15 protein-coding genes are annotated in these 23183 nt (G+C 57.2%); 1 reads left to right on the forward strand and 14 read right to left on the reverse strand.

Annotated features, from left to right (window positions below):
* Window positions 1-19: 19 nt before the first annotated feature.
* From GFER_RS07590 to GFER_RS07655, 14 genes are all read right to left on the reverse strand, one after another.
* Window positions 20-841: a 2-oxoacid:ferredoxin oxidoreductase subunit beta gene (locus tag GFER_RS07590; RefSeq protein WP_040098068.1), complete on the reverse strand. Its 822-nt coding sequence runs from the start codon at window positions 839-841 to the stop codon at window positions 20-22.
* Window positions 842-1975 carry a 2-oxoacid:acceptor oxidoreductase subunit alpha gene (locus GFER_RS07595; protein WP_040098071.1) on the reverse strand — a complete coding sequence of 378 codons (1134 nt, stop codon included), beginning with the start codon at window positions 1973-1975 and terminating at the stop codon, window positions 842-844.
* Between the two features lie 23 nt (window positions 1976-1998).
* Entirely contained in the window at window positions 1999-2199 is a 201-nt protein-coding gene (locus GFER_RS07600; protein WP_040098073.1) for a 4Fe-4S binding protein, read from the reverse strand.
* Window positions 2200-2479: 280 nt separating this feature from the next.
* Window positions 2480-3436: a malate dehydrogenase gene (mdh, locus tag GFER_RS07605; RefSeq protein ID WP_040098076.1), complete on the reverse strand. Its 957-nt coding sequence runs from the start codon at window positions 3434-3436 to the stop codon at window positions 2480-2482.
* A 97-nt stretch (window positions 3437-3533) separates the two neighbouring features.
* A complete protein-coding gene (locus GFER_RS07610; protein WP_040098078.1) occupies window positions 3534-5768 on the reverse strand; it encodes an NADP-dependent isocitrate dehydrogenase in 2235 nt (744 codons plus the stop codon).
* Window positions 5769-6080: 312 nt separating this feature from the next.
* Window positions 6081-6698, reverse strand: a complete 618-nt coding sequence (locus GFER_RS17615) for a LysM peptidoglycan-binding domain-containing protein (protein WP_052446151.1) — start codon at window positions 6696-6698, stop codon at window positions 6081-6083.
* A gap of 220 nt (window positions 6699-6918) precedes the next feature.
* Entirely contained in the window at window positions 6919-8706 is a 1788-nt protein-coding gene (gene aspS, locus GFER_RS07620; RefSeq protein ID WP_040098080.1) for an aspartate--tRNA ligase, read from the reverse strand.
* Between the two features lie 128 nt (window positions 8707-8834).
* The gene (hisS, locus tag GFER_RS07625; protein WP_040098083.1) at window positions 8835-10082 is read right to left on the reverse strand and encodes a histidine--tRNA ligase; all 1248 of its coding nucleotides are present in this window, start codon (window positions 10080-10082) and stop codon (window positions 8835-8837) included.
* Between the two features lie 172 nt (window positions 10083-10254).
* Window positions 10255-11601, reverse strand: a complete 1347-nt coding sequence (locus tag GFER_RS07630; protein ID WP_040098085.1) for a GGDEF domain-containing protein — start codon at window positions 11599-11601, stop codon at window positions 10255-10257.
* A 61-nt stretch (window positions 11602-11662) separates the two neighbouring features.
* Entirely contained in the window at window positions 11663-14017 is a 2355-nt protein-coding gene (locus GFER_RS07635; RefSeq protein ID WP_040098088.1) for a DNA internalization-related competence protein ComEC/Rec2, read from the reverse strand.
* Between the two features lie 12 nt (window positions 14018-14029).
* Complete coding sequence (locus tag GFER_RS07640) at window positions 14030-15157, reverse strand: carbohydrate-binding protein (protein ID WP_040098091.1); 1128 nt, start codon at window positions 15155-15157, stop codon at window positions 14030-14032.
* 181 nt (window positions 15158-15338) lie between these two features.
* A complete protein-coding gene (locus GFER_RS07645) occupies window positions 15339-18791 on the reverse strand; it encodes a pyruvate carboxylase (protein WP_040098094.1) in 3453 nt (1150 codons plus the stop codon).
* Window positions 18792-19105: 314 nt separating this feature from the next.
* Window positions 19106-19900 carry a slipin family protein gene (locus GFER_RS07650; RefSeq protein WP_040098097.1) on the reverse strand — a complete coding sequence of 265 codons (795 nt, stop codon included), beginning with the start codon at window positions 19898-19900 and terminating at the stop codon, window positions 19106-19108.
* A gap of 67 nt (window positions 19901-19967) precedes the next feature.
* A complete protein-coding gene (locus tag GFER_RS07655) occupies window positions 19968-21296 on the reverse strand; it encodes an NfeD family protein (RefSeq protein WP_040098099.1) in 1329 nt (442 codons plus the stop codon).
* A gap of 211 nt (window positions 21297-21507) precedes the next feature.
* Here GFER_RS07655 and GFER_RS07660 point away from each other — a divergent pair, with 211 nt between their 5' ends.
* Window positions 21508-22899 carry a sigma-54-dependent transcriptional regulator gene (locus GFER_RS07660; protein ID WP_040098101.1) on the forward strand — a complete coding sequence of 464 codons (1392 nt, stop codon included), beginning with the start codon at window positions 21508-21510 and terminating at the stop codon, window positions 22897-22899.
* Window positions 22900-23183 lie beyond the last annotated feature (284 nt).

The following is a 23183-nucleotide window of genomic DNA, read 5'->3' on the forward strand; positions in this document are numbered from 1 at the left end:
AATTCTCCTTAAGGGATGATCAGGACGCCGCACCTTGCGCGCGCTCGATAACCTTCTGGTACATTTCGCAATATTCCGGTTTATCCTCTTTGTAGAGAACACCGGTGAGGGTCTTGCCCTCAAGCTGCTCGGCGGTCATTTTGGCGGCGGCCTGAACCGGAACCGCAATGTCCTTGAGCCGCTTCATCATGTCCACAACCGAACGGAACTTGTTGCGGCGCCCGTAAGTGGTGGGGCAGTCGTCAAGAACCTCAATGACGGCCATGCCTTTGTGCTTGATGCCTTCGACAATCAGCTTGTCGATTTGCGTAGCGTGAAAAGCGGTGGTCCGAGCGACAAAGGTCGCACCGGAGCCGATGGCAAGCTTGCTGATGTCAAAGATGGGATCCGGGTTGCCGTAAGGCGTGGTCGAGGCCTTATGGCCAGTGGGCGTACAGGGCGAGAACTGCCCGCCCGTCATGCCGTAGATGTAATTGTTCATGATGACATAGGTCATGTCGATGTTGCGCCGGCAGGCATGGATGAAGTGGTTGCCGCCGATAGCGGTGCCGTCGCCGTCGCCGCCGACGCACAGGACGTTCATCTCCGGCTTGGCCATCTTGACGCCGGTGGCAAAAGCAGCCGCGCGACCATGAGCCGTATGCAGAGTACAGGCGTCGAGGTAGCCGGGCAGACGGCTTGCGCAACCGATGCCGGAGACCACGGCGGTATTCTTACGGTCGAGGTTGCAGGTGTCCATGGCCCGGATCAGGCCCTTCATGACAATGCCGTGACCGCAACCGGGACACCAAATGTGGGGCAGTTTCCCGGGGCGGATCGATTTTTCGTAATCGTAAGCCATTTAAAGAACCTCCTTGACCTTATCCATGATCTGGCCGGGATTGATGGGTTCGCCATCGACGCGGAACTCGCCGACCACCGTGCAGGCCCCTTTGGCCACGCGCTCAACTTCATAAATCATTTGCCCGAGATTCATCTCGGCCACGACGATCGCTTTGGCTTGCTGCGCCAGAGCGGCGGTGCGCTTTTCCGGGAAGGGCCAAAGAGTGAGCGGACGGAACAGACCAGCCTTGATTCCAGCTTCGCGCAATTCGTTTACCGCATATCGCGCGGAGCGTGAAGTGGAACCATATGCCCAAATAACCACTTCAGCATCTTCGGTCAGGTATTCTTCGTTCAGCTCGATATCATCGACGGCATCCATGACCTTGTCGATCTGACGGCGTTCCTCTGCGTCAACCAGTTCGGCCTTGGTCGTGGGGAAACCGTCAGCAGCCTTGTTCAGGCCGGTGACATGGAATTTATAGCCGGAACCGAAGGACGCCAGGGGAGGAACGGCGCCCTTGGTGGCATCATAGGGTTTGTATTCCTCGGGTGAAACGCTCGGTACTTCACGGTTGATAACTTCAAGTTCGCCCGGTTCGGGAAACTCGACGCGCTCACGCATGTGCCCGACGATTTCATCGTAAAGAACCTGCACCGGCATGCGGTATTTTTCGGCCAGATTGAAGGCTCGCACAGTTTCTGTATAAATTTCCTGGCAGGACGCGGGAACCAGGGCAATTGCAGCGTGATCGCCATGTGTGCCCCAGCGTGCCTGCATCACATCCGATTGACCGGGACCGGTCGGCATGCCGGTGGAGGGGCCACCACGCATGACATTGATAATGACACAAGGCGTTTCGGCAATGCAGGCATAACCGATCAGCTCCTGCTTGAGGGAGACACCGGGCCCGGACGTCGCCGTCAAAGCCTTGGCGCCCGTCAGAGCGGCACCGATCACCGACGCCATGGCGGCGATTTCATCTTCCATCTGAATAAATTTACCACCGACTTTGGGAAGTTCGTTGGCCAGAACTTCGGCAACTTCCGTCGAGGGCGTGATGGGGTAACCACCGAAGAAATTGCACCCGGCATAAAGCGCACCGTGGGCGCAGGCTTCGTTCCCCTGCAAAAGAGCAACTTTTTTAGCCACGTTATCCGTCCTCCTGTTACGATTTAGGCAACCTTATGAACCTTGATGGCGAAATCCGGACAGCGTAATTCGCACTGCATGCAGGCAATACAAGCCTCCGGTCTGACATCCTTCACGACAAAAAGATCCATTTCAAGGACCTGAGTCGGGCAGAACTCAACACAGATACTGCATCCCTTGCAGTACCTTTCAATAATCTCCAGGGTTCCCTTCGCGCTGCTCATTACCGTTTATCTCCTTTTTTGTGATCCCCGCCACGGAGCGGTTTACGAAAACGGCGGAATGCTACCACAACCGGCCAAATCAAGCCAGAACAATCTGTATACGCCTGATATTTTAGCGGTTTCAATCGACATCTCGCATTACCTGAGTTGTGAAAAAATGCTGTGGAGCCTGTCGCAACTCTGCCATCTGGCTGTTCATCGTCAAGACTTCAGAACGGATGAAAAAGAAGGGCAATGTTTCCATTGCCCTTACTTAACTGCATAAGATATTCAAATATCCTTAAAGCTGGAGACTGTCGACAAGGCCTTTTACAGCCGCTACCGACTTGTCCATCATCGCCTGCTCTTCGGCATCCAGTTCGAATTCGATGATTTGTTCGATACCTTCGGCGCCGAGAACACAAGGAACGCCAACATAGTAGCCATTCACGCCGAATTCACCCTGCAGGAAAGCACAGGTAGGCAGAACCCGTTTCTGGTCTCGAATAATCGATTCGGCCATGGCCATGGCCGATGAAGCCGGGCTGTAGAAAGCGCTGCCGGTCTTGAGCAGGGCCACGACTTCGCCACCGGCACCACGGGTGCGCTTGACCATGGCTTCCATGACTTCCTTGGCTTTGGCTTTGTCCTTGTATTTACGCTCAAGAAGCTCCATCACCGGGATGCCGTTGACACTGGCATAACGCACCAAAGGCACCATATCGTCGCCGTGCCCGCCGAGCGTCATAGCGGTGACGTCTTTCACCGATACGCCGAGTTCCCAGGCAATAAAAGAAGCGAAGCGGGCCGAATCGAGGACACCGGCCTGACCGATGACGCGATTGTAGGGGAAGCCGGTAACTTTCTGGCACAAAGTCACCATGGCGTCCAGCGGATTGGAGATGACGATGACAAAGGACTCAGGAGCGTACTGCTTGATGCCTTCGGACACCTGGCGCATGATTTTGGAGTTGACCTCAATCAGATCGTCGCGGCTCATACCCGGCTTGCGGGGCAGACCGGCGGTGACGATGACGACATTGGCGCCTTCGATGTCTTTATAGTCGTTGGTCCCTTTGAGTTCGACGTCGAAGCCGTCAACCGGAGAGGCTTCGGCTATATCGAGACATTTGCCCTGGGGCAGGCCTTCAACGATGTCAAACAACACCACGTCACCCAGTTCGCGCAGGGCACAAAGCTGAGCCAGCACGCCACCAATCTGTCCACCACCGATCAGCGCAATCTTTGGTCTTGCCATAAGATTCTCTCCTTTAGTTAGATAATGAATCCAAGGGGCCGGAGCGGGCTAAGCCGCCCCGGTCCCGCCAGCAAATCAGTTTTCGCCGGATATGTGCTTAGGCGAGTTTCGCAAGTATCGCATTGAGAGTCGAACTGGGGCGCATTTCTTTGTCAGCCTTTGCCGGATCGGGGCGGAAATATCCACCCACATCCACAGGACGCCCCTGGGCGGCCAGCAGCTCCTGATCAATCTTGGCTTCATTGGCCGTCAGCTCTTTGGCGACAGGAGCAAAGCGGGCCTTCAACTCGGCGTCCTTGTCCTGCGCGGCCAGGGCCTGAGCCCAGTAAAGGGTCAGGAAGAAGGTGCTGCCGCGATTGTCGATCTCGTTGACCTTACGCGAGGGCAGCTTGCCATTGTCCAGATACTTGCCGATGGCCTGATCGAGAGTTTCCGCCAGAACCTTGGCCTTGGCGTTTTTGAAGTTTTCAGCAACCAGCTCCAGAGAAGGCACAAGGGCACAGTACTCACCCAGGGAATCCCAGCGGGTATGCCCTTCTTTGAGGAATTGCTGCACATGCTTGGGTGCGGAACCGCCGGCGCCGGTTTCGAACAGACCGCCGCCCGCCAGCAAAGGAACAATGGAAAGCATCCGCGCACTGGTGCCCAGCTCGAGAATGGGGAACAAATCGGTGAGATAATCACGCAGCACGTTGCCGGTAACGGAAATGGTGTCGAGTCCTTTTCTGATGCGCTCACAGCTGAGCTTCATGGCGTCGACAGGCTTCATGATGCGGATATCAAGGCCGGTGGTGTCGTGATCCTTGAGATAGGCATTGACTTTTTTGATGAGCTCGGCGTCATGACCGCGCCTCTCATTCAACCAGAAAATGGCGGGCGCACCCGATGCCTTGGCGCGGTTGACGGCCAGCTTCACCCAGTCCTTGATGGCAACATCTTTGGTCTGACAAGCGCGGAACAGGTCACCGGAGGCAACCTTTTGTTCAACCAGAGTCGCGCCGGAAGCATCCACGACACGGATGGTGCCGTTGCCGGGCGCGGTGAAGGTTTTGTCGTGAGAACCGTACTCTTCAGCCTTCTGTGCCATCAAACCCACGTTGGAAACACTGCCCATGGTGGCGGGATCGAACTGGCCGTTTTTCTGGCAATCCTCGATCATGGTTTGATACATGGTCGCGTAACAGCGATCGGGGATCATGGCGATGGTGTCTTGCAGCTCATCGTTCAGATTCCACATCCGGCCACCATCACGCACGACATTCGGCATGGAGGCATCAACGATTATATCGTTGGGCACATGCAGGTTGGTGATCCCTTTGCGGGAGTCGACCATGGCCAAGGCGGGGCGGTTTTTGTAACAAGCCTGAATATCGGCTTCAATTTCGGCTTTCTTGTCGGCCGGGAGACGATCAAGCTTTTCCAGAACATCAGCCAAGCCGTAGTTGGGATTGGCGCCGACTTCTTTGAGGGCGACAGCGTGCTTCTCGAGAGCATCCTTGAAGTAGACCGAGACACAGTGCCCGAAAAGGATCGGGTCGGAGATCTTCATCATGGTCGCCTTGAGGTGCAGAGAAAGGAGCACTCCCTTCTCCTTGGCCTCCTCAATAGTCTTGGCATAGAACTCGCGCAGGGCGGCGACGTCCATGTGGGTCGAATCAACAACTTCGCCCGCCAGCAAAGCCAGCTTCTCTTTCAGAACCGTCACCTTGCCGTCTTCGGCGACAAACTCGATCCGCGCCTCGGTAGCCTTGTCCAGAGTCGTGGAGGTTTCGTTGTCAAAGAAATCTCCGCCTTCCATATGGGCGACACGGCACTGAGAGACCTCGGGCCAGGGTTGCATCATTTTATGAGGATTCTTTTGAGCGAATTTCTTAACCGCGGTAGCAGGTCGACGGTCGGAGTTCCCTTCGCGCAGAACAGGATTGACTGCACTACCGAGAACCTTGGCGTAGCGCTCCTGGATCTTTTTTTCTTCGTCGTTCTTGGGCTCTTCAGGATAGCTCGGAACATCGTAGCCTTTGGCCTGAAGCTCCTTGATGGCCGCCTGCAACTGGGGAATCGAGGCGCTGATATTGGGCAGCTTGATGATGTTGGCTTCGGGGGTCTTGACCAGGTCGCCCAACTCAGAAAGATGATCGGCAATCCGCTGATCGTCCCTGAGTTTGTCGGGAAAGGTTGCAATGATCCGGCCGGAAAGGGAGATGTCGCGCGTCTCGACCTCGATATCGGACCCTTTGGTAAAGGCCTGAATAACCGGGAGGAATGCATAAGTCGCCAACGCGGGCGCTTCATCAATTTCGCTCCAAATAATCTTCGCAGTTTTCGTAGTCATATTCTCTCCTTAGTTTTTATGCCGACACCATCGCAGACAAACGAAAGCCCTCCCCAACCGCAATCATCAACAATGTTTTAACCGGCACTTCCAAAAGACCCAGCGCCAAGCCAGACATTGGTGATCCGCACGGAGTTACCGCGCCCGAAATAGGTGCAGGAGGTCAAATCGTGTATACAGTATACAAACGGGGGAACACTGTCAAGGAAAATATAGTACGCCTGCCCGTCCGTCGCGGATCGCGTATACGTCAGGGACAAAACGATTTTTTAAATATTTTCAAGCCACATGTGGGTTGCTTTTCAGCGGAAATCAGCGGTCCGCGGAAGCCGTTGGGAGCAATTGCTTGACAGGGAAAAGTTCGGACTGGCGGGCTTGGGCGCGAACTTCCTCTTTCTCGCGCTCGGAGACATTGCGCGGGACGTCGAGGGTCTGGCCGGTATAAACCTGGCGGGGGTCCTTAATCTGGTCTCGATTGGACTTGTACAGCAACGGCCATAGCAGAGGATCACCGTAGACTTCAGGGCGCGCGGCAATCAACCAGAGGGTATCCCCAAACTGGACATCATACACCGAAACGGGTGTGGGCGGGGGCGCACTCACCGCGGGCGCGGGACTGGGAGCAACTGTGGAAGGTGGCGCGGAAGGAAGGGTTTGCGGTTTCGGAGTGGGCCGGACGGGCGCCTCGGTCGTCTGCCTTTCACGCTCTACTTGTTCCCGGGCCCGAAATTCTTCCTCCATGCGAAGCTTTTCCGCCTGCGCCGCCAAGATGGCCTCACGGGCGAAATGCTCGGCAACCGCGAACGCCTCGCGTGCCTGAGCATGATCACCGCGCGCGATGTGCCCCTCACCCTGCGCGAGAGCTGCGAAAGCCGCCTGGTAGGACTCGATGGCAAGATGGTCGGCACCGAGAGAATAAGCCCGAGCCACCAGGCTGCGGGCTCCCTCCAACTCGATGCGCGGAGGAGGACTTGCACAGCCGGCAAGGACAAATCCGAGGAACAGCGTGATCGATAGGGTCTTCAGATTTGTTGCCTGCAGATGCTAACCTCTCTTTCTACTCCTAAACAAAAGACTGGCAAGGGGGCGACGACAAAAGGTTGACATGCGCCCCCCCGCTCACTGTTTTCATATGACCACTTCGCCGGACCTACTTGGGACGAGTGACCAGCTTGATACCCAATTCGCGCAGTTGCTTGTCATCCACCTCTCCCGGCGCTTCGGACATAAGGCAGGTTGCTTTCTGGGTTTTGGGAAAGGCGATGACGTCGCGGATTGAGTCTGTGTCGGCAAGAATCATGGTCAATCGATCGAGGCCGAAGGCGATGCCGCCATGGGGCGGCGCACCGAATTCAAGAGCCTCCAGCAGGAAACCGAACTTGATGCTTGCCTCCTCATCACCGATGCCCATCAACTCAAACATTTTACTCTGGACCGCCCGATCATGGATACGAATGCTGCCGCCGCCGATTTCAGAGCCGTTGAGCACCAGGTCATAGGCCTTGGCGCGCGCCTTGCCGGGATCGGTGTCAAGCAGAGTAACATCTTCGTCCATGGGCGCAGTGAAAGGATGATGCACCGCCACATGGCGACGGGTTTCACCATCCCACTCCAGCAGGGGAAAGTCGGTCACCCAGACAAATTTATAAGCGCCCTTGTCGATCAGACCGAGTTTGTGCCCCAGATGGCCGCGCAGGCGCCCGAGAGCGTCATTGACGATGCGGAAGGTGTCGGCTACAAAAACCAGCAGGTCGCCAACCTCGGCGCTCAATGCCTGGGCGATTCCCGCCACCTCATCCGCGGAAAAGAATTTGATGATCGGCGACTGCCAGCCGTCGGCGTTGACCTTGACCCAGGCCAGCCCTTTGGCGCCATAAATCTTGACGAATTCTCCCAGATCATCCAGGTCCTTGCGCGACAGTGTCGCCCCGCCCTTGATGTTCATGGCCTTGACGAGGCCACCACCCTGAACCGCGTCGGAAAAAACCTTGAAACCGCTGTTGCTGACGATTTCAGAGATATCGACGAGCTCCATGGCGAAACGCAGGTCGGGATTGTCGACGCCGAAACGCCCCACCGCCTCCGCATAAGTCATGCGCGGCATGGGCAGGGGCACCTCCACTCCGATGGCTTCACGGAAAACGCGCGCAATCATTGCCTCCATGACGGACAAAACCTCGTCACGGTCGACAAAACTCATCTCACAGTCGATCTGGGTAAATTCAGGCTGGCGGTCGGCGCGCAAATCTTCGTCGCGAAAGCATTTAACGATCTGCATGTAACGATCGAAACCCGACACCATGAGGATCTGCTTGAAGAGCTGAGGTGACTGGGGCAGCGCGTAGAAAGTGCCTTGATTGACGCGACTCGGCACGAGATAGTCCCGTGCCCCTTCGGGAGTGCTTTTGGTCAGAAAAGGCGTTTCCAACTCCAGAAATCCTTCTCCAGAAAAGTAGTCGCGCACGATCCGCGTCACCTGGTGGCGCAACATGAGGGTACGCTGCAGGGCGGGCCGGCGTAAATCCAGGTAGCGATACTTAAGGCGTGTGTTTTCAGCCACTTCGGAGAACTCATCGATCATGAAGGGCGGTGTTTTTGCTGAATTGAGGATCCGCAGTTCGCGCACCTCGATTTCCACCTCACCGGTCTTCATTTTCGGATTAAGGGTGCCATCGGGTCGACGCGACACTTCACCTTTGATCGCAACGACGAACTCGCCACGGACCCGGTCGGCTTTCTGATGTGCCTCGGGATCACGGTCGGGATCGAGCGCCAACTGCACAATGCCCTCGCGATCGCGAAGGTCGATGAAAATCAATCCGCCATGGTCGCGCCGACGTTGCACCCAGCCCATCAGGCAAACCTCGCGCCCGATGTGCTCGGCATTGAGATGGCCGCAATAATGGGTTCGTTTCCAGTCGCCAAGAATGTCGTTCAAGAGTGGATCCTCCCTCGTCAAATCCAGTTTTCCGCCGGTAGCCCGGGCAGGTTTATGGAGAATGGTGGATTATACAAACCGCGATAAAAAATCTCAAGGACATTACCTGAGAGGCAATCCACGACAGGCTATTTCGCGCCAAGCTCCCGGGGCAGTTCGTCCAGGGATACTTCCCGCTGGGTGCTATCGCCCATATTTCGCAACTGACCGACTCCCCGGGTCAATTCATCTTCGCCGACAATCAGCACCCGGGCTGCGCCGAGTTTGTCGGCACGGCGCATCTGTGCTTTGAGACTGCGGCCCTGATAATCGATCTCGGCGCGCACCCCCCGGCGCTGCAGATCGTGCATCAAACTGAAAACACGGCGTTGCGCCACATCACCTAAGGCGGCCAAAAAAATATCGGGCGGTTGCACCGCGCGGCGATCTTCGCCCATGAGCAGAACCAGGCGCTCGACGCCCATGGCGAATCCGATTCCAGGCAGGGCCGGCCCCCCAAGTTGGCGCACCAAGCCATCATAGCGACCGCCTGCGGCCACCGCGTTCTGCGCACCGAGATTGGCAGTCACCATCTCAAAGGTGGTACGCGTGTAATAGTCGAGTCCGCGCACCATGCGTCGATTGATGGTAAAACGGGCTCCGATATCTTCAAGATGGAGGCGCACTGCGGTGAAATGCTCATCGCAGCCCTCGCACAAATGATCGAGCATGGCCGGCGCGGCGGCGGTGGCTTCGCCGCAACCCGTCGCCTTGCAGTCAAGGACCCGCAGAGGGTTGGTCGTATAGCGCCTGCGGCAATCATCGCACAGATCCCCTAGACGCGTTTCGAGAAAATCAACCAGCTGTGTGCGGTAGAGAGGACGGCACTGCGGACAGCCGAGGGAATTGACCTGCAAATCGAGATCGTCAAGGCCGATCTCATCAAAGAAATGCTGAAGCATGGCCAGAATCTGAGCGTCGATGCGTGGGTCATCCACTCCGACGGCCTCCGCTCCGATCTGATGAAACTGGCGATAGCGACCTTTCTGCGGCCTTTCGTAGCGAAACATGGGACCCAGGTAATAAAGTTTGGCCACGGGATCAAGGGCATGGAGCTTATGCTGGATGAACGCCCGCATGACGGCCGCCGTACCTTCGGGACGCAGGGTCAGGGAAGTGCCGCCCTTGTCGCAGAAGGAGTACATCTCCTTCTCAACGATGTCCGTGGTTTCACCGATGGAGCGACAGAACAGCTCCGTCTTTTCCACCACGGGAACTCGGATTTCGGAAAAACCATGCAGGGCAAAAACCCTGCGCGCCGCGACCTCCAGAAATTGCCAGGTTTCAACTTCGCCGGGCAAAATATCGTTCATCCCCTTGATACCGGTAATGCTCATGAATGCGATCCACTCCACTTCAGAAATTTGGACTGATCCCGCACCTCGGCGGAAAAAGCCGTGCCATTATTTACCGCGCCGGAACCCATGCCGTCAATGTTGAAGGCGCGGTCACGGCAGAAAAGACTGAAAAAAGGATGGAATAAGCAGGGTGGAGTCGCCGAAGGTTGTCTCAGCTAGCAGTCATATCGCGGGCATAGCGCACCACGTTGCGCCTCTCCTTGCCCCAATACATGGCGCGATCGGCAAGGTTGAGCAACTCCATGTGGTCCTCGGAATCCAGGGGAAAGGTGGAGACACCTATCGTTGCGGTAAGGTGGGCGTTGATGCCGCGCTCGGCAAGAAAAGCATGTTCTTCCAGTGCCAGGCGAATACGCTCCGCGACCACGCGGGCGCCGTCACCCTCTGTTCCCACCAGCATCGCGGTAAACTCGTCGCCACCGTAGCGAAACAGAAAGTCGGTATCGCGCACACAACTGCGCAACACCTGACCGACTTCCCGTAAAATGGCGCTACCGATTAGATGACCATGACAATCGTTGATCTCTTTGAAATAATCCAGATCGACAAAAATCAGAGAAAACTCCAGGCGATAGCGGCCCGCGCGGCGCAATTCCTGTTCAAGCACGACCTGCAGATAACGATAATTGTAAAGTCCGGTAAGGTCGTCGGTATACATGAGCTCTTGCACGCCCTGAAGCCGCGAAACATTTTCAAAGCCGACGGCAACCTGCCGCGCCAGCAAATCGCACCCTTCCCGATCTAAAGTGCCGGACGCGGCACCGATCAGGATCAGACCTCCCTCCACAACCTGACGCGCGCACAGAGCAAAAGCGGTAAGGGGACGCTCTATCTGCAAAACATTGGCTTCATCCTGGTTGAGATACAGCGAATTTTCAGTGCAGGACAGACGGGGGAACAGCAGCCGCGCCCAGGCCTGCGCCGCCCCCGGAGCAAAGCCCTGAAGTCCATGCAGGACAAAGCCGTCACCGTCGCGGACAAAAGCAAAACCGCCCTCCGCCCCCGATTCCCTCACCCCCAAGGCAACCGCGCACTCGAGCATGGGGGCTAAGTCGAGGGTTGCAAGCAATGACAATCCCTCGCTCATCAGGCGAGCATGACGACTCAACCGCTGGCTTTCCAGGACGAGCGCCCGTCTCTCCAGGCACTGCCGCACCAGGTGAGACAATTCACGGGTATCGAAGGGCTCGAGGATGAACCCGGAAAACCCATTTTGCAGTATTTTCAATGCAGCCTGGCGCTCGCCCTGCCCAACTGCCAGAATGACGTCTACAGGCGGCCGGCAATGCCGGGCGGCATTCAGGATATCAGCATCATTGAAACCAGAGATCTTCGGGTCGACAAAAACCAGATCGATGCCGCCTGATGACAGACGGTGCAAGGCAGCTTGCCAAGAGTCGGCAGTGACGATTTCGCACTCGTTGCCGCCGAAACTGTCAGCAAAGAGCCGATGGCAGGAGGATTCGGCGTCCGCAACAAGCAGGGTTGGGATCTTCATGAAAACTCCGCGAATAAGCAGATTGAAAATTCAATTGGAAAGCAAAATCCAGGCCATGCCTTCAGCGGAAAGCTCCCCGCTCCCAGCTCTGAAGAGTCCAACCCGCCCCTTCACTGCGCATGCGCAGGCTTCCATACGTATCGGTACGGGCCAGAGGAACACCTGCCGCCTCCAGATAACCGACGAGCGAAGCGGCCGGATGCCCGAAAACATTATGGCGTCCGGACGAAGCAAAAACCGCTTCAGGCCTCAGTATTTCGACCAGCTCATCGCTGCGTGACCCGGCACTTCCGTGATGCGGAAGTTTCAGTAAGGATACCGGACCGGGGAAGGGATGCAAGAGCAACTCACTCACCCCAGCCTCTTCAAGATCGCCTGTCAATAAAACGCCATCTTGTCCGTGGGCAGCATAAACCACCAGCGATTGATCGTTAAGTAAAAAATCCTGCCCCACAGGTCTGAAAACAGCCAGAAACGGCTGCGAAGGTTCAGTAATTGTCCATCCGGGCGCGAAATGCCGCACCGGGATGGCGCGCTCGTTCAGAATCTGAACGAACCCGGTATCAAGTTCGACCAGAGGCGCCGGCGCCCAGAACTCACCGACGGAGAACTGATCCAGAACGTAATGCAGCCCCTTGCGGTGATCGGGATGATCATGGGTCAGCAGCACCGCATCCAGGTGGCGCACGCCCAAATATCCCAGAGCGGGGGCAACCAGTCGTTCGCCGACATCAAAGGTGTCACTGCGCAGCCCGCCCCCATCGACCAGGATATTACGCCCGTCGGACAAACGCAGCAGGGTGGAATCACCCTGACCGACGCTCAACGCAACCACCTCCAGGCCGCAAGGTTGAGTTGCGGGCAGCAGAAGAAGAACGCAGCCGGCTGTCGCAAGCGCACCACGCAGCCACCTGCCCAGCCGATACCAGGCCAGCAGCGCCAGCGTCAATACGAAAATCCCGAGCAGCTCATGCGGCGTCAGATACAAACGCCAACCCGTCAGCAGGGGCTGGGCAACCAGCCAGGCAATCACGTCAAATGTCTTCTGCACCACCCATCCGTCAAGAACCAGCAGAATCTTTGCCCCCGCCTCCCAAAAAGGCACAAGGAGCACCGCGATCAACCCGAGGGGCACCGCCACCAGTCCGACCAGCGGAACCGCCAGGAGATTGGTGAGCAAAGCGGCGGGAGCAAGCATGTGAAAATGCAGCAGGGTCAGAGGCAGAGTTGCCAGGGTTGCCGCCAGCGTGGTGAGAGCAAGAAGCATGAACCAGCGCAACACATGGGGGCGCTCGGGACAACACTTCGCCCAACGGGGCATTAACAACAGGATGCCCAGCACCCCGGCAAAGGACAACTGAAAGGACGCTTCGAACAGCAGGAGCGGCTCAAACAACAAAAACAGCAGTGCGGCGGTCCACAGAAGGTTCAGGGGCGCTGTGCGCCGCGAATACAGCCACAGGAGCGCCCCGGCCGCGGCCATAAAAAAGGCACGGCGGGTCGGTAACGCCTCGCCAGTGAAAAGCAGATAAGCCAGCAATACCGGCAACAAAAAAAGCGGCAGATAACGGCGTGGCGGCAAATACAGGAGAAGTCGGTCGCTGCGTCGCCAGAAGAAAAACCCGACATGGTAGGCATAGAATCCGATGAGGCCGAGATGCAGACCGGAGATCGAAAAGAGATGAGAAATGCCACCACGCGCAAGAACGTCGCGCTGCGCACCGCTGATGCCTCCCTTCTCACCGATGAGCAGAGCGGCGAGTAACGCCGCGGTTTCGGTAGGCAGGCTCTGATCGATCAGAGCCTGCACCCGCTGCCGCCAATATCCGGCGATCTGCCGTGGCGTTCTCCTGGAAAGCTGCGGAAAAACCGCCGCTTCATCCATGCTTTTCAAATAAGCACTGGCCCAGATGCCGCGCGCCGCGAGATAACGAGGGTAATCAAACTCACCGGGTGTGCCGAAGGGGTAGGCTTGCCGCAGACGGGCGCGAAAACGCAGGTGGTCACCGGGGAAAATCTCCACCTCCCCGCCCTCGTGAAACAAGCGCAAGCGACCCTGGGCGGCTGTGACCTGTCCATCCTCCTGCACATGCAGCGCCCGCAGGTCAAGATATCCTTTCCCGCCGCTGCGCCGTCCCACACTGAGAACTTCGGCCGCGACCAGAACCTCGCCGCCCTGAGCCCAAGAGCGAATGTCGGCACCGCTCGGCGGCGTCAGCGCCAACCCATAAAGCAAGTAGCCTGAGACGAAAAAGAAAAGCCCCGCGACAAGCTGGAGCGATCGTGGACGGCGACGCAGTAAAATGGCCGCACCGGCGGCTAGCGCCGCGGCGAGCAGCAACCATGGAGAGAAAACGCCGAAAGGAGCAAGGGCAATGCCCGCACAGAGGGCTAGCAGCCAGGGAAGAACACCCATGGTCCGCCCGGCTCAGTGAAAAACGCCGACTACGGCAAGCAGCGCGAGCAGATCGTCCATCTCGTCGGCCAAGGTTCCCTCGAAACCGACGGCGCGCCCGGTAAGGCGCTTAATATCCACCGCCCCGGAGAGCAGTTCCTGGAGGCGAACCACATCGAGACCGACTCCGGGGGGCAGGTCCACCTGGATGCGGTGCCGCCCAGCGGCGAGGTAGACGCTGTCGGCCGAAGTTTCGGCCAAATAGGAGGGCCAGGAAATCTCGCGGTGCGGCTCGTCATTGATCTTAACCCGAGCCGGAAGATTTCCTGCGCCGACCAACGTCAACCGGTAAACGCCAGAGCGCCTGACAGATACAGAAAGGACAACTTCGGCCGGAGAGGTCGTGGCCCGCAGCCAGCGCCCACCACTCGGTGCGCCGAGATAGCGGATCGATACCACGGCGGCGCCTCCTGTGTCTTCGGCATCCTCCGCCTCAATAACCAGTTCCGCCGGGCCCTCGGGTAGGATGTCCAGCAAATCCAGCGCCTGCAAGGCCGTTGCCCCTAAGTCCTCGCGGGTGAGTGGGCGCTCGGGTTGCCAACCGCCCAGCGGTGCGATTGTCGCAAGTTCGGGGGCGCGAAAATCCAGATAATCAATGGCGCCGTTGGGCGGCAGATGAACGATTACTTCCTGCTCACCAGCTTCCAGAGTCACCGGGCCGAGGTCCACGGAGACAAACTCATGAGCTCCGGAAGCTCTGAATTCCTGGCCACCGAGATGAATAACGTGGCCGGGCAGACGCACCATCGCCGTAACCTGATAGGTTCCGCGCAAGGGCAGCAGAAATGACAACCGGGCGGTGGTCGGCATGGCGATGCCACTGACCCAGCCTGCCCCGCTGAAAGGCCCGAAATGGGGAAAATCCTTGACCGAGACCAGGCTTTCAGGCTGCAATGCCTCCTCGGCCTCGACCCGCAGGGTGCGCCGCCCCGAGAGAATACGCAGATAATCTTCATCCTCGGGCTCATCAGGCAACCCGAAAGACAAACCCAAAGCCTCGACCAGACTTCTCATCCAGTCGCGCTGGGTCAAGCCCGATCCCCAAGCGGCCTCAGGAGCGGCCAACACCAGAATCAGCATGACAATGGCAAAATGTTTCAATGATCCCCCCCCGCAAGAGTCCTAATCCTGTCCCGCGCAGTGTATGCCAAAGCCTAGCACAGGGGCCGGTTTTTGAGAAGGCGCAAGCGGTGCTCTGAATTTGCACAAAAAAAGCCGGGCGCACGGCCCGGCTTGCAGGTAATTTGAAGTGAATTATTGCAAAACTCTTCTTGCTTGCAGGCTACTCGAATACCACGAGCAGATCATTCTGCTGCACGGAATCGCCCTCTTTGAACAGCACCTCGACAACCTTGCCGGCGGCTTTGGCCTTAACGTTGGTCTCCATCTTCATCGCCTCGGTGATCAGCAGAGTATCTCCCGCACTGACCTCATCGCCCACCTTGACAAGCAATTTGAAAACCTTGCCCGGCATGGGCGCGCCGACATGTTTGGCATTGCCCTTTTCGGCCTTCTGGTGACTTGCCTGGTCCGACTCGACGGAAAGATCCTGAACGGTCACCTGGCGCGGCTCGCCGTTGAGTTCGAAATAGATGTTGCGGGTTCCATCTTTTTGCAGGCTACCCACGGCATTGAGGCGCACAATCAAGGTCTTGCCCGGCTCAATTTCCACGTTGAGCTCGTCTCCGGTTTCCAGTCCGTAGAAGAATACCGGCGTCGGCAGCACCGAGGTATCGCCAAACTCCTGTCGATGGCGATCGAACTCTTCCCAGACACCAGGATAAAGAACGGCGGAAAGCACGTCGCGTTCGCTGACCGGGTGCTCGACCTTGGCTTCAAGCTCGGCTTTGCTCGCAGCAAAATCAACCGGCTCAAGCAGTTCTCCGGGGCGGCAGGTCAGAGGTTTTTCATCCTTAAGGATGATCTTCTGCAGATCCTCGGGGAAACCGCCGACGGGCTGCCCGATCATCCCCTTGAAGAAATCAATGACCCCTTTGGGGAAGGTCAGATCCTCCCCGCGCGCATAGACATCCTCGGGTTGCAGGTTGTTCTGCACCATGAACATTGTCATGTCGCCAACGATTTTCGATGAGGGCGTCACCTTGATGACGTCACCGAACATATCGTTGACCTGACGATACATTTCTTTGCATTCCTCCCAGCGATGGCCGAGCCCCAAGCCCTCGACCTGCGGTTTGAAGTTGGAATACTGGCCACCGGGTATTTCGTGATAGTAGACCTGGGCGGTCCCGCTGCGCAGTTCGGACTCGAAAGGCGCATAGTAAGTGCGCACCGTCTCCCAGTAATTGGCGAGGGTCTGCAAGCCGTCCTGGTCGAGCTTGGGATCCCACAGAGTATTCTCGAGAACCGCCAGCAAGGCATTGAGGTTGGGCTGGGCGGTGAGGCCGGACACCGAAGAGAGTGCCGTATCGACGATATCCACCCCGGACTGGGCGGCCACCAGTAGCATGGCGCCGCCGTTGCTCGAAGTATCATGGGTGTGCAGGTGGATGGGAATGCCGATTTCGGCCTTGAGCGCCTTGATGAGCTTCTCTGCGGCAAAGGGCTTGAGCAGGCCGGCCATATCCTTGATACCGAGGATATGCGCGCCCATTTTTTCCAGCTCCTTGGCCAGCTCGACGTAATATTTGAGCGGATACTTGTCGCGTTTGGGGTCGAGAATGTCGCCGGTATAACACATGGCCGCTTCGCACACGGTACCACTTTTGCGCACCGCGTCCATGGCGACAGCCATGCCCTTGCTCCAATTGAGGGAGTCGAAAACGCGAAACACGTCGATGCCACTTTCGGCGGCCTTCTTGACGAACTCCTGCACAACGTTGTCGGGATAGTTGGTGTAACCGACAGCATTGGAGCCGCGCAGCAACATCTGGAAAAGAACATTGGGGATTTTTGCCCGCAGCCGATCCAGACGCTCCCAGGGGTCCTCACGTAAAAACCGCATGGACACATCGAAGGTCGCCCCCCCCCACATCTCCAGGGAGAACAACCCTCCACCGTGGACACTGGTCGCCTCGGCAATGCGGTCGAGGTCGGCCGTGCGGAAACGCGTCGCCATCAGCGACTGGTGAGCATCACGCATGGTGGTGTCGGTAATCAGCAGCTTTTTTTCCTTGAGTGCCCACTGCGCCAATCCCTCTGGGCCTTTTTCGCGCAGGATGTCCCGACTGCCGCGCGGACGCGGCGTGTCGTAATGGATCTCCGGAACATCGGCTTCGCGCAAATCGCGGAAACGCAGGGCCCTTTCCGGCTGGATGCCGGGGTAGCCATTGACCACCGTATGCCCGATGAAGCACAGCAGCTTGTTGGCGCGGTCGCGCTTGACGGGAATCTGAAACAGTTCGGGATGCGAGTCGATGAAGGACGTATCGCAAGTGCCCGCCAGAAACGTCGGATGGGTGATGACGTTTTCGAGAAAGCCGATATTGGTCTTGACGCCGCGAATGCGAAACTCCTGCAAGGCCCGGTGCATGGTACGCGACGCATCGCGAAAGCTGCGGCCGAAGGCGGTGATTTTGGTCAGCAGCGAGTCGTAATGCGGGGTGACCTGAGCGCCGGCATACCCCTGCCCGGCATCAAGACGTACGCCGTAGCCGGCGGCGGTGCGATAGACCTTAATGGTGCCGAAGTCGGGAGCGAAACTGTTCTGCGGATCCTCAGTGGTCACGCGGCTTTGGATGGCAAAGCCGCGCAGTTCGATATCTTCCTGGCCGCTGATACCGATTTCAGGATCGGACAAGCGATGTCCCTCGGCCACCCGGATCTGAATCTGCACCAGGTTGCGCTGCGTGACCATCTCGGTGACGGTGTGCTCAACCTGGATGCGCGGGTTGGTTTCGATAAAATAGAAATTGCCCTGCTGGTCAAGCAGAAACTCGACGGTCCCGGCGTTGACATAGCCCACGGCCTGGGCGATCTTCATGGCCATGTCGCAGACGTTTTGTCTCTGCTCAGCCTTTAGGCTGAGGGAGGGGGCCATTTCAATGACTTTCTGGTGGCGCCGCTGAATCGAGCAATCCCTCTCGAAAAAATGCACGATGTTACCGTGGGTATCGCCCATGATCTGGACTTCAATGTGCTTGGGCCGCTCAAGGTATTTTTCGAGGAACACCGCCGCGTTGCCGAATGAGGCCTGAGCTTCGGAGGCGGCACTCTTGAGGCCCTCAAGGAGCTCGCGCTGGGTGCGCGCCACACGCATGCCGCGCCCACCACCACCGGCGGACGCCTTGACGATGATGGGGTAGCCCGCTTCTTTGGCGAAAATCAGAGCTTCCTCTTCGTTTTCGATGGGCTTTTCGGTGCCCGGCACAACCGGCACGCCAGCTTCGATGGCCACCGCGCGGGCACTGACCTTGTCGCCCAGGCGTCGCTGGATTTCAGGTGTGGGACCGATAAAGGTAATGCCGGCGCGCGCGCAGGCATCCGCGAACTCGGCATTTTCCGACAGGAACCCATAACCGGGGTGGATGGCGTCGACTTCTTTCTTACGTGCCAGGTCGATAATCTCGTCGATGGCCAGATAGGCATCGATAGGGCCCTTGCCCCTGCCGACGGGATAAGCCTCATCAGCCTTATAACGGTGCAGCGAAATGTTGTCCTCTTCCGAATAAATCGCCACCGTCTTGATCCCCAGTTCAGTACAGGCGCGAAAAATGCGGATGGCGATCTCTCCCCGATTGGCCGCCATAATTTTTTTAAACTTTTTTACTGCCATTAAACCTCCTCCTGCCGGCATCCCCGTGTGCGCCGGCCCATAAAAACGTTAAAGCGAGTCCCCGTAAAAGGCATTTCCATTTTAGCTTGCCTAAATTTTTACAGTAATTTTAAAACCTTACCTCATTTAAAGCTACGGAAGAAGCTAAGCAAAGGGGCGCACTCCTGTCAAGTTAGAATATCGTTCTAAGTTGCAAGCATCTGAAATCACAACACAAAAAAATCCTCGTCTTCGCAGCAATTCCCACATAAGAGAGAGAAGAGCGAATAAAAAGGCGGACCCGAGGTCCGCCCGAAATGGCAAAAATCTGCGCTCTAAGCCTGGGAGTCGCTTTTACTTTCCTTGTTCTCTCTGGTTATCTTTTCGATGAACGGCGTAAGCAGATCAATGGGCATAGGGAAAATAATGGTTGAGTTCTTATCGGCGGCAATATCGGTCAGAGTCTGCATAAAACGCAACTGCAAAGCACCCGTTTCGGAAGAGATAATTTTGGCGGCATCGGCAAGTTTTTGCGATGCTTGGAATTCCCCTTCGGCATGAATGACCTTGGAGCGCCGCTCACGTTCGGCCACGGCCTGCTTGGCCATGGCACGCTGCATTTCTACAGGCAGGTCGACGTGCTTGATTTCGACATTGGAAATCTTGACCCCCCAGGGATCGGTCTGCCGATCGAGAATCTCCTGCAAATGAACATTGAGTTTATCGCGATGTGCGAGCAAATCGTCGAGATCCGACTGACCGAGCACACTGCGCAGGGAGGTCTGGGCCAACTGACTGGTGGCGTAAAGGTAGTTCTCGACCTCGATCAACGCCTTGTCAGGACCGATTACCCGAAAATAAATGACTGCATTGACCTGGATCGACACATTGTCCCTGGTGATGACATCCTGCTGCGGAACGTCCATGGCCACGGTGCGTAGGCTGATTTTCACCATACGGTCGATGCCGGGGATGATGAAACGCAGTCCCGGTCCCTTGACACTTGAAAAACGCCCCAGTCGAAAAACGACTCCACGCTCATATTCAATAAGCATGCGTACCGCGCTGGCGATAATCACCACCAGCAAAGCGAGAATTACGAGCCAGAAGATATTAACCGGCAATTCCATGAGTTGACCTCCTTAGGAGAAGATACCGACAAACAAGCAACTGTGGGGTTCGCAGGCTGCCGGCGATTCAATTATCGGGACTGACGCGGCGCACTTCGAGTTTCATACCGGGCACCATCGCCACGACCTCGATGGTCTCTCCCTCGGAAATGGCTTCGCGCGAAATCGCCGTCCAGTGTTCACCATGCACAAAAACCCGCCCCTCCGGGGCGATGGCCGATACCGCCAGACCACGCTCGCCGACCATCCCCTCTGTTCCGGAAAATGCCGGTCGCCGCTGGGTGCGGGTAACAAAGTAGATAACCACCAGAAAAAAGCCCGCACAGACAAGGACGGTGGCGAAAATAACCGCCCGCGAAATCTGCATTGCCGGTTCCGCCGTATCGATGAGCATGAGCGACCCCAAAGCCATGGAGAGGATAGCGCCGACCGAAAGCATACCGTAGGAAGAAACATAGATTTCAAGCATGAACAACACCACCGCGACAAACAGCAACAAAACGCCGACATAATTTACGGGCAGCGTCTGCAAACCGAAAAAAGCCAGAAGCAGGGCAATGACGCCGATGGCACCAGGGACGATGGCTCCCGGGTTGGAGAGTTCGAAAAAAATCCCGAGAAATCCCAGCATCAGCAACAAGTAGGCGACGTTGGGGTTGCTGATGGCGGTCAAAATCTGCTGCCGCCAATTCATCTCGGAATAGACCAGTTCCACCTCGGTCGTCGTCAGCGTCAGGGCCTGGCCGGTGCGCAGATAGCGCATTCCGTCAAGCTGCGCCAAAAGATCGTCTTTGTCTTCGGCGATCAGGTCGATCACCTGAAGATCAAGGGCCTCGCGCGCCGAGGAGGAAAGTCCTTCGCGGATGATGCGCTCGGCCCATTCGGTGTTGCGGCCACGCTGCTCGGCCAGACTTTTGGCATAGGCGACGGCATCCTGCAGGACTTTTTCCATCATGGCTTCGTCCTGCTCGCCCCCGCCCAGCGCCACCGGGGTGGCCGCTCCCATATTGGTGCCCGGCGCCATGGCGGCAAAATCCGCCGCCAGGGTGATCAACGCACCAGCCGAGGCGGCCCGCGCTCCACGGGGGGAAACATAAACAATAACAGGGGCCTGCGAATTGAGAATGGATTGAATAATGTCGCGCATGGCGGTATCCAAACCGCCGGGCGTGTCGAGTTCAAGAAGAAAAGCACGCATGCCCTCGCGGTTGGTACGCTCAATCTCCTGATTAATAAAACGCGCAACAACCGGATTGATGACATCGGCAATCTGCACGACGTTCACCCGGTTGACGGCGGGCACGCTTACCTGACTGCTCAAGCTCTGGGAAACGAGCAGAGTACAAGCCAGAGACAACATCAGCACAAATAGGATAAGTCTATGAAATCGTTTCATACGAATAAGATTAGCCTAAGCTTGCATCTTGTCAATCACTGCAGCGTCCTGGTCGGCACCACCCCGCGGCGAAAAAACTCTCACCACCGCCGGCAGGCGCGGCCGAAGATGAGCCTGAAGAACTCAACGCCCGCAATTTCCATTGCCTGGCATGCCGCCACCGTGCTAAGGTCTCCGTCAAACAAATGACGCACAGAGGGAAGGGTCTGCCATGAAAAACACAACCCAGGTTCTCGTCATCGACGACGAGGCACACAACCGCCAGGCGCTGAGCATGTTGCTGAAACATTCGGGCTATCAGGTGCAGTCGGCGGTCAGCGGGGAAGACGCCCTTGAGATCATGCAGGAAACGCCTTTCGAGATCATCATCACCGACCTGTTTCTGCCGGGCGTCAGCGGCATCGACATCCTCAAGCGGGTCAAGGAGGACTCACCTTATACCAGCGTCATTCTGATTACCGGCAACGCCTCGGCTGAAACCGCGGTGGAGGCCATGAAGGAGGGCGCCTTCGATTACATCACCAAGCCCTTCAACTTCGAAAAGCTCAAGGTCATCGTCGCCAAGGCCGTCGAGAAAAGCCGCCTGGTGGCCGAGAACCTCTACCTGCGTCAGCAGTTGCGCGGCAAATACAAATTCGACAACATCATCGGCAACAGCCTTGCAATGAACCAGGTTTTTTCGCGCATGGAGCGCATCGTCAATACCGATTCAACCATATTGATTCTGGGGGAATCGGGAACGGGAAAAGAACTGGTGGCAAAGGCCATCCATTACAACAGCCCGCGCAAGGACCATCCCTTCATTGCCATCAATTGCGGCGCCATCCCCGCTGAATTGCTTGAAAGCGAACTTTTCGGCCATGTCAGGGGCAGCTTCACCGGCGCGGTCGGCGACAAAGCAGGGCGCTTCGAAGCAGCCAACGGCGGCACTATCTTTCTTGATGAAATCGGCACCATGCCCATGCATTTGCAGATGAAATTACTGCGGGTGCTGCAGGAACAGGAAGTGGAGCGCGTCGGCTCCACGCGAAAAACCAAGCTCAACGTGCGCGTGGTGTCGGCAACCAACGCCAACCTGGAAGACGAAGTTAAAAGAGGGCATTTTCGCGAAGATCTTTACTACCGCCTCAATGTCATTCCCATCATCCTGCCGCCCCTGCGCGAGCGCCGCGAAGACATCGCCCTGCTGGCGCGCAGTTTTCTGCAGAAATTCTGCCGCGAGATGGATCGTCCCCTGATGTCCATTTCGCCGGCCGCCATGGCCGCCATTGAAGCCTACGCCTGGCCGGGCAACGTGCGCGAGCTGGAGAACCTCATCGAGCGCACCGTCGCCCTGACCGACGGCGAGGTTATCGAGCCGGACGACCTGCCCGCCTCTATCGCCGGCGCGAACCCCCCTTCACCCTATGCCACGCCAGAGGCGCCGCGCGTCACCCCCACGGGGGTGGATATGGTCCGGGTGATCAGCGATATCGAGCGCGCCATGATCTGCGAATCTCTCGAACTGACCAAGGGTGTCAAAGCCCGGGCTGCCGCCCTGCTCGGCATCAACCGCACCACCTTGGTGGAAAAAATCAAACGCCTGGGCCTCGAAGAACGCTGAGCTGCAAAGGCAAGTCCAAGGTGCACATTGAATGACCCTCCCACCCGCCCAAGCCCTTCTCTGGGCAATTTGGCGCCCAGGCCTTTTGCTTTCCTTCATTACAAAAAACAAAACACTTAAAAAGCTTTAAATGTCAAAAGGTTAGAGCGGTTCGACGAAATCGGGATTTATGTTTGCACACCCGTTCCCTATGGAGTAAAAGGGAAGTATAGGAAAAAACATGTCGCGATTCAGCTGCAACGTCTGACCGTACCGCAGGGTGCGGCGGTTGAGCGCTGCGGCAA

Origin of the sequence: Geoalkalibacter ferrihydriticus DSM 17813, from assembly GCF_000820505.1 — a bacterium.
Taxonomy (GTDB): Bacteria; Desulfobacterota; Desulfuromonadia; order Desulfuromonadales; family Geoalkalibacteraceae; genus Geoalkalibacter; species Geoalkalibacter ferrihydriticus.

Bases quoted from the DNA above. Each gene is read 5' to 3' on its own strand.
- GFER_RS07635 (WP_040098088.1), bottom strand. From the start codon at position 14,017: ATGGGTGTTCTTCCCTGGCTGCTAGCCCTCTGTGCGGGCATTGCCCTT.
- mdh (WP_040098076.1), bottom strand. From the start codon at position 3,436: ATGGCAAGACCAAAGATTGCGCTGATCGGTGGTGGACAGATTGGTGGC.
- GFER_RS07590 (WP_040098068.1), bottom strand. From the start codon at position 841: ATGGCTTACGATTACGAAAAATCGATCCGCCCCGGGAAACTGCCCCAC.
- GFER_RS07655 (WP_040098099.1), bottom strand. From the start codon at position 21,296: ATGAAACGATTTCATAGACTTATCCTATTTGTGCTGATGTTGTCTCTG.
- GFER_RS07645 (WP_040098094.1), bottom strand. From the start codon at position 18,791: ATGGCAGTAAAAAAGTTTAAAAAAATTATGGCGGCCAATCGGGGAGAG.
- hisS (WP_040098083.1), bottom strand. From the start codon at position 10,082: ATGAGCATTACCGGTATCAAGGGGATGAACGATATTTTGCCCGGCGAA.
- GFER_RS07610 (WP_040098078.1), bottom strand. From the start codon at position 5,768: ATGACTACGAAAACTGCGAAGATTATTTGGAGCGAAATTGATGAAGCG.
- GFER_RS07660 (WP_040098101.1), top strand. From the start codon at position 21,508: ATGAAAAACACAACCCAGGTTCTCGTCATCGACGACGAGGCACACAAC.
- GFER_RS07600 (WP_040098073.1), bottom strand. From the start codon at position 2,199: ATGAGCAGCGCGAAGGGAACCCTGGAGATTATTGAAAGGTACTGCAAG.
- GFER_RS07650 (WP_040098097.1), bottom strand. From the start codon at position 19,900: ATGGAATTGCCGGTTAATATCTTCTGGCTCGTAATTCTCGCTTTGCTG.
- GFER_RS07630 (WP_040098085.1), bottom strand. From the start codon at position 11,601: ATGAAGATCCCAACCCTGCTTGTTGCGGACGCCGAATCCTCCTGCCAT.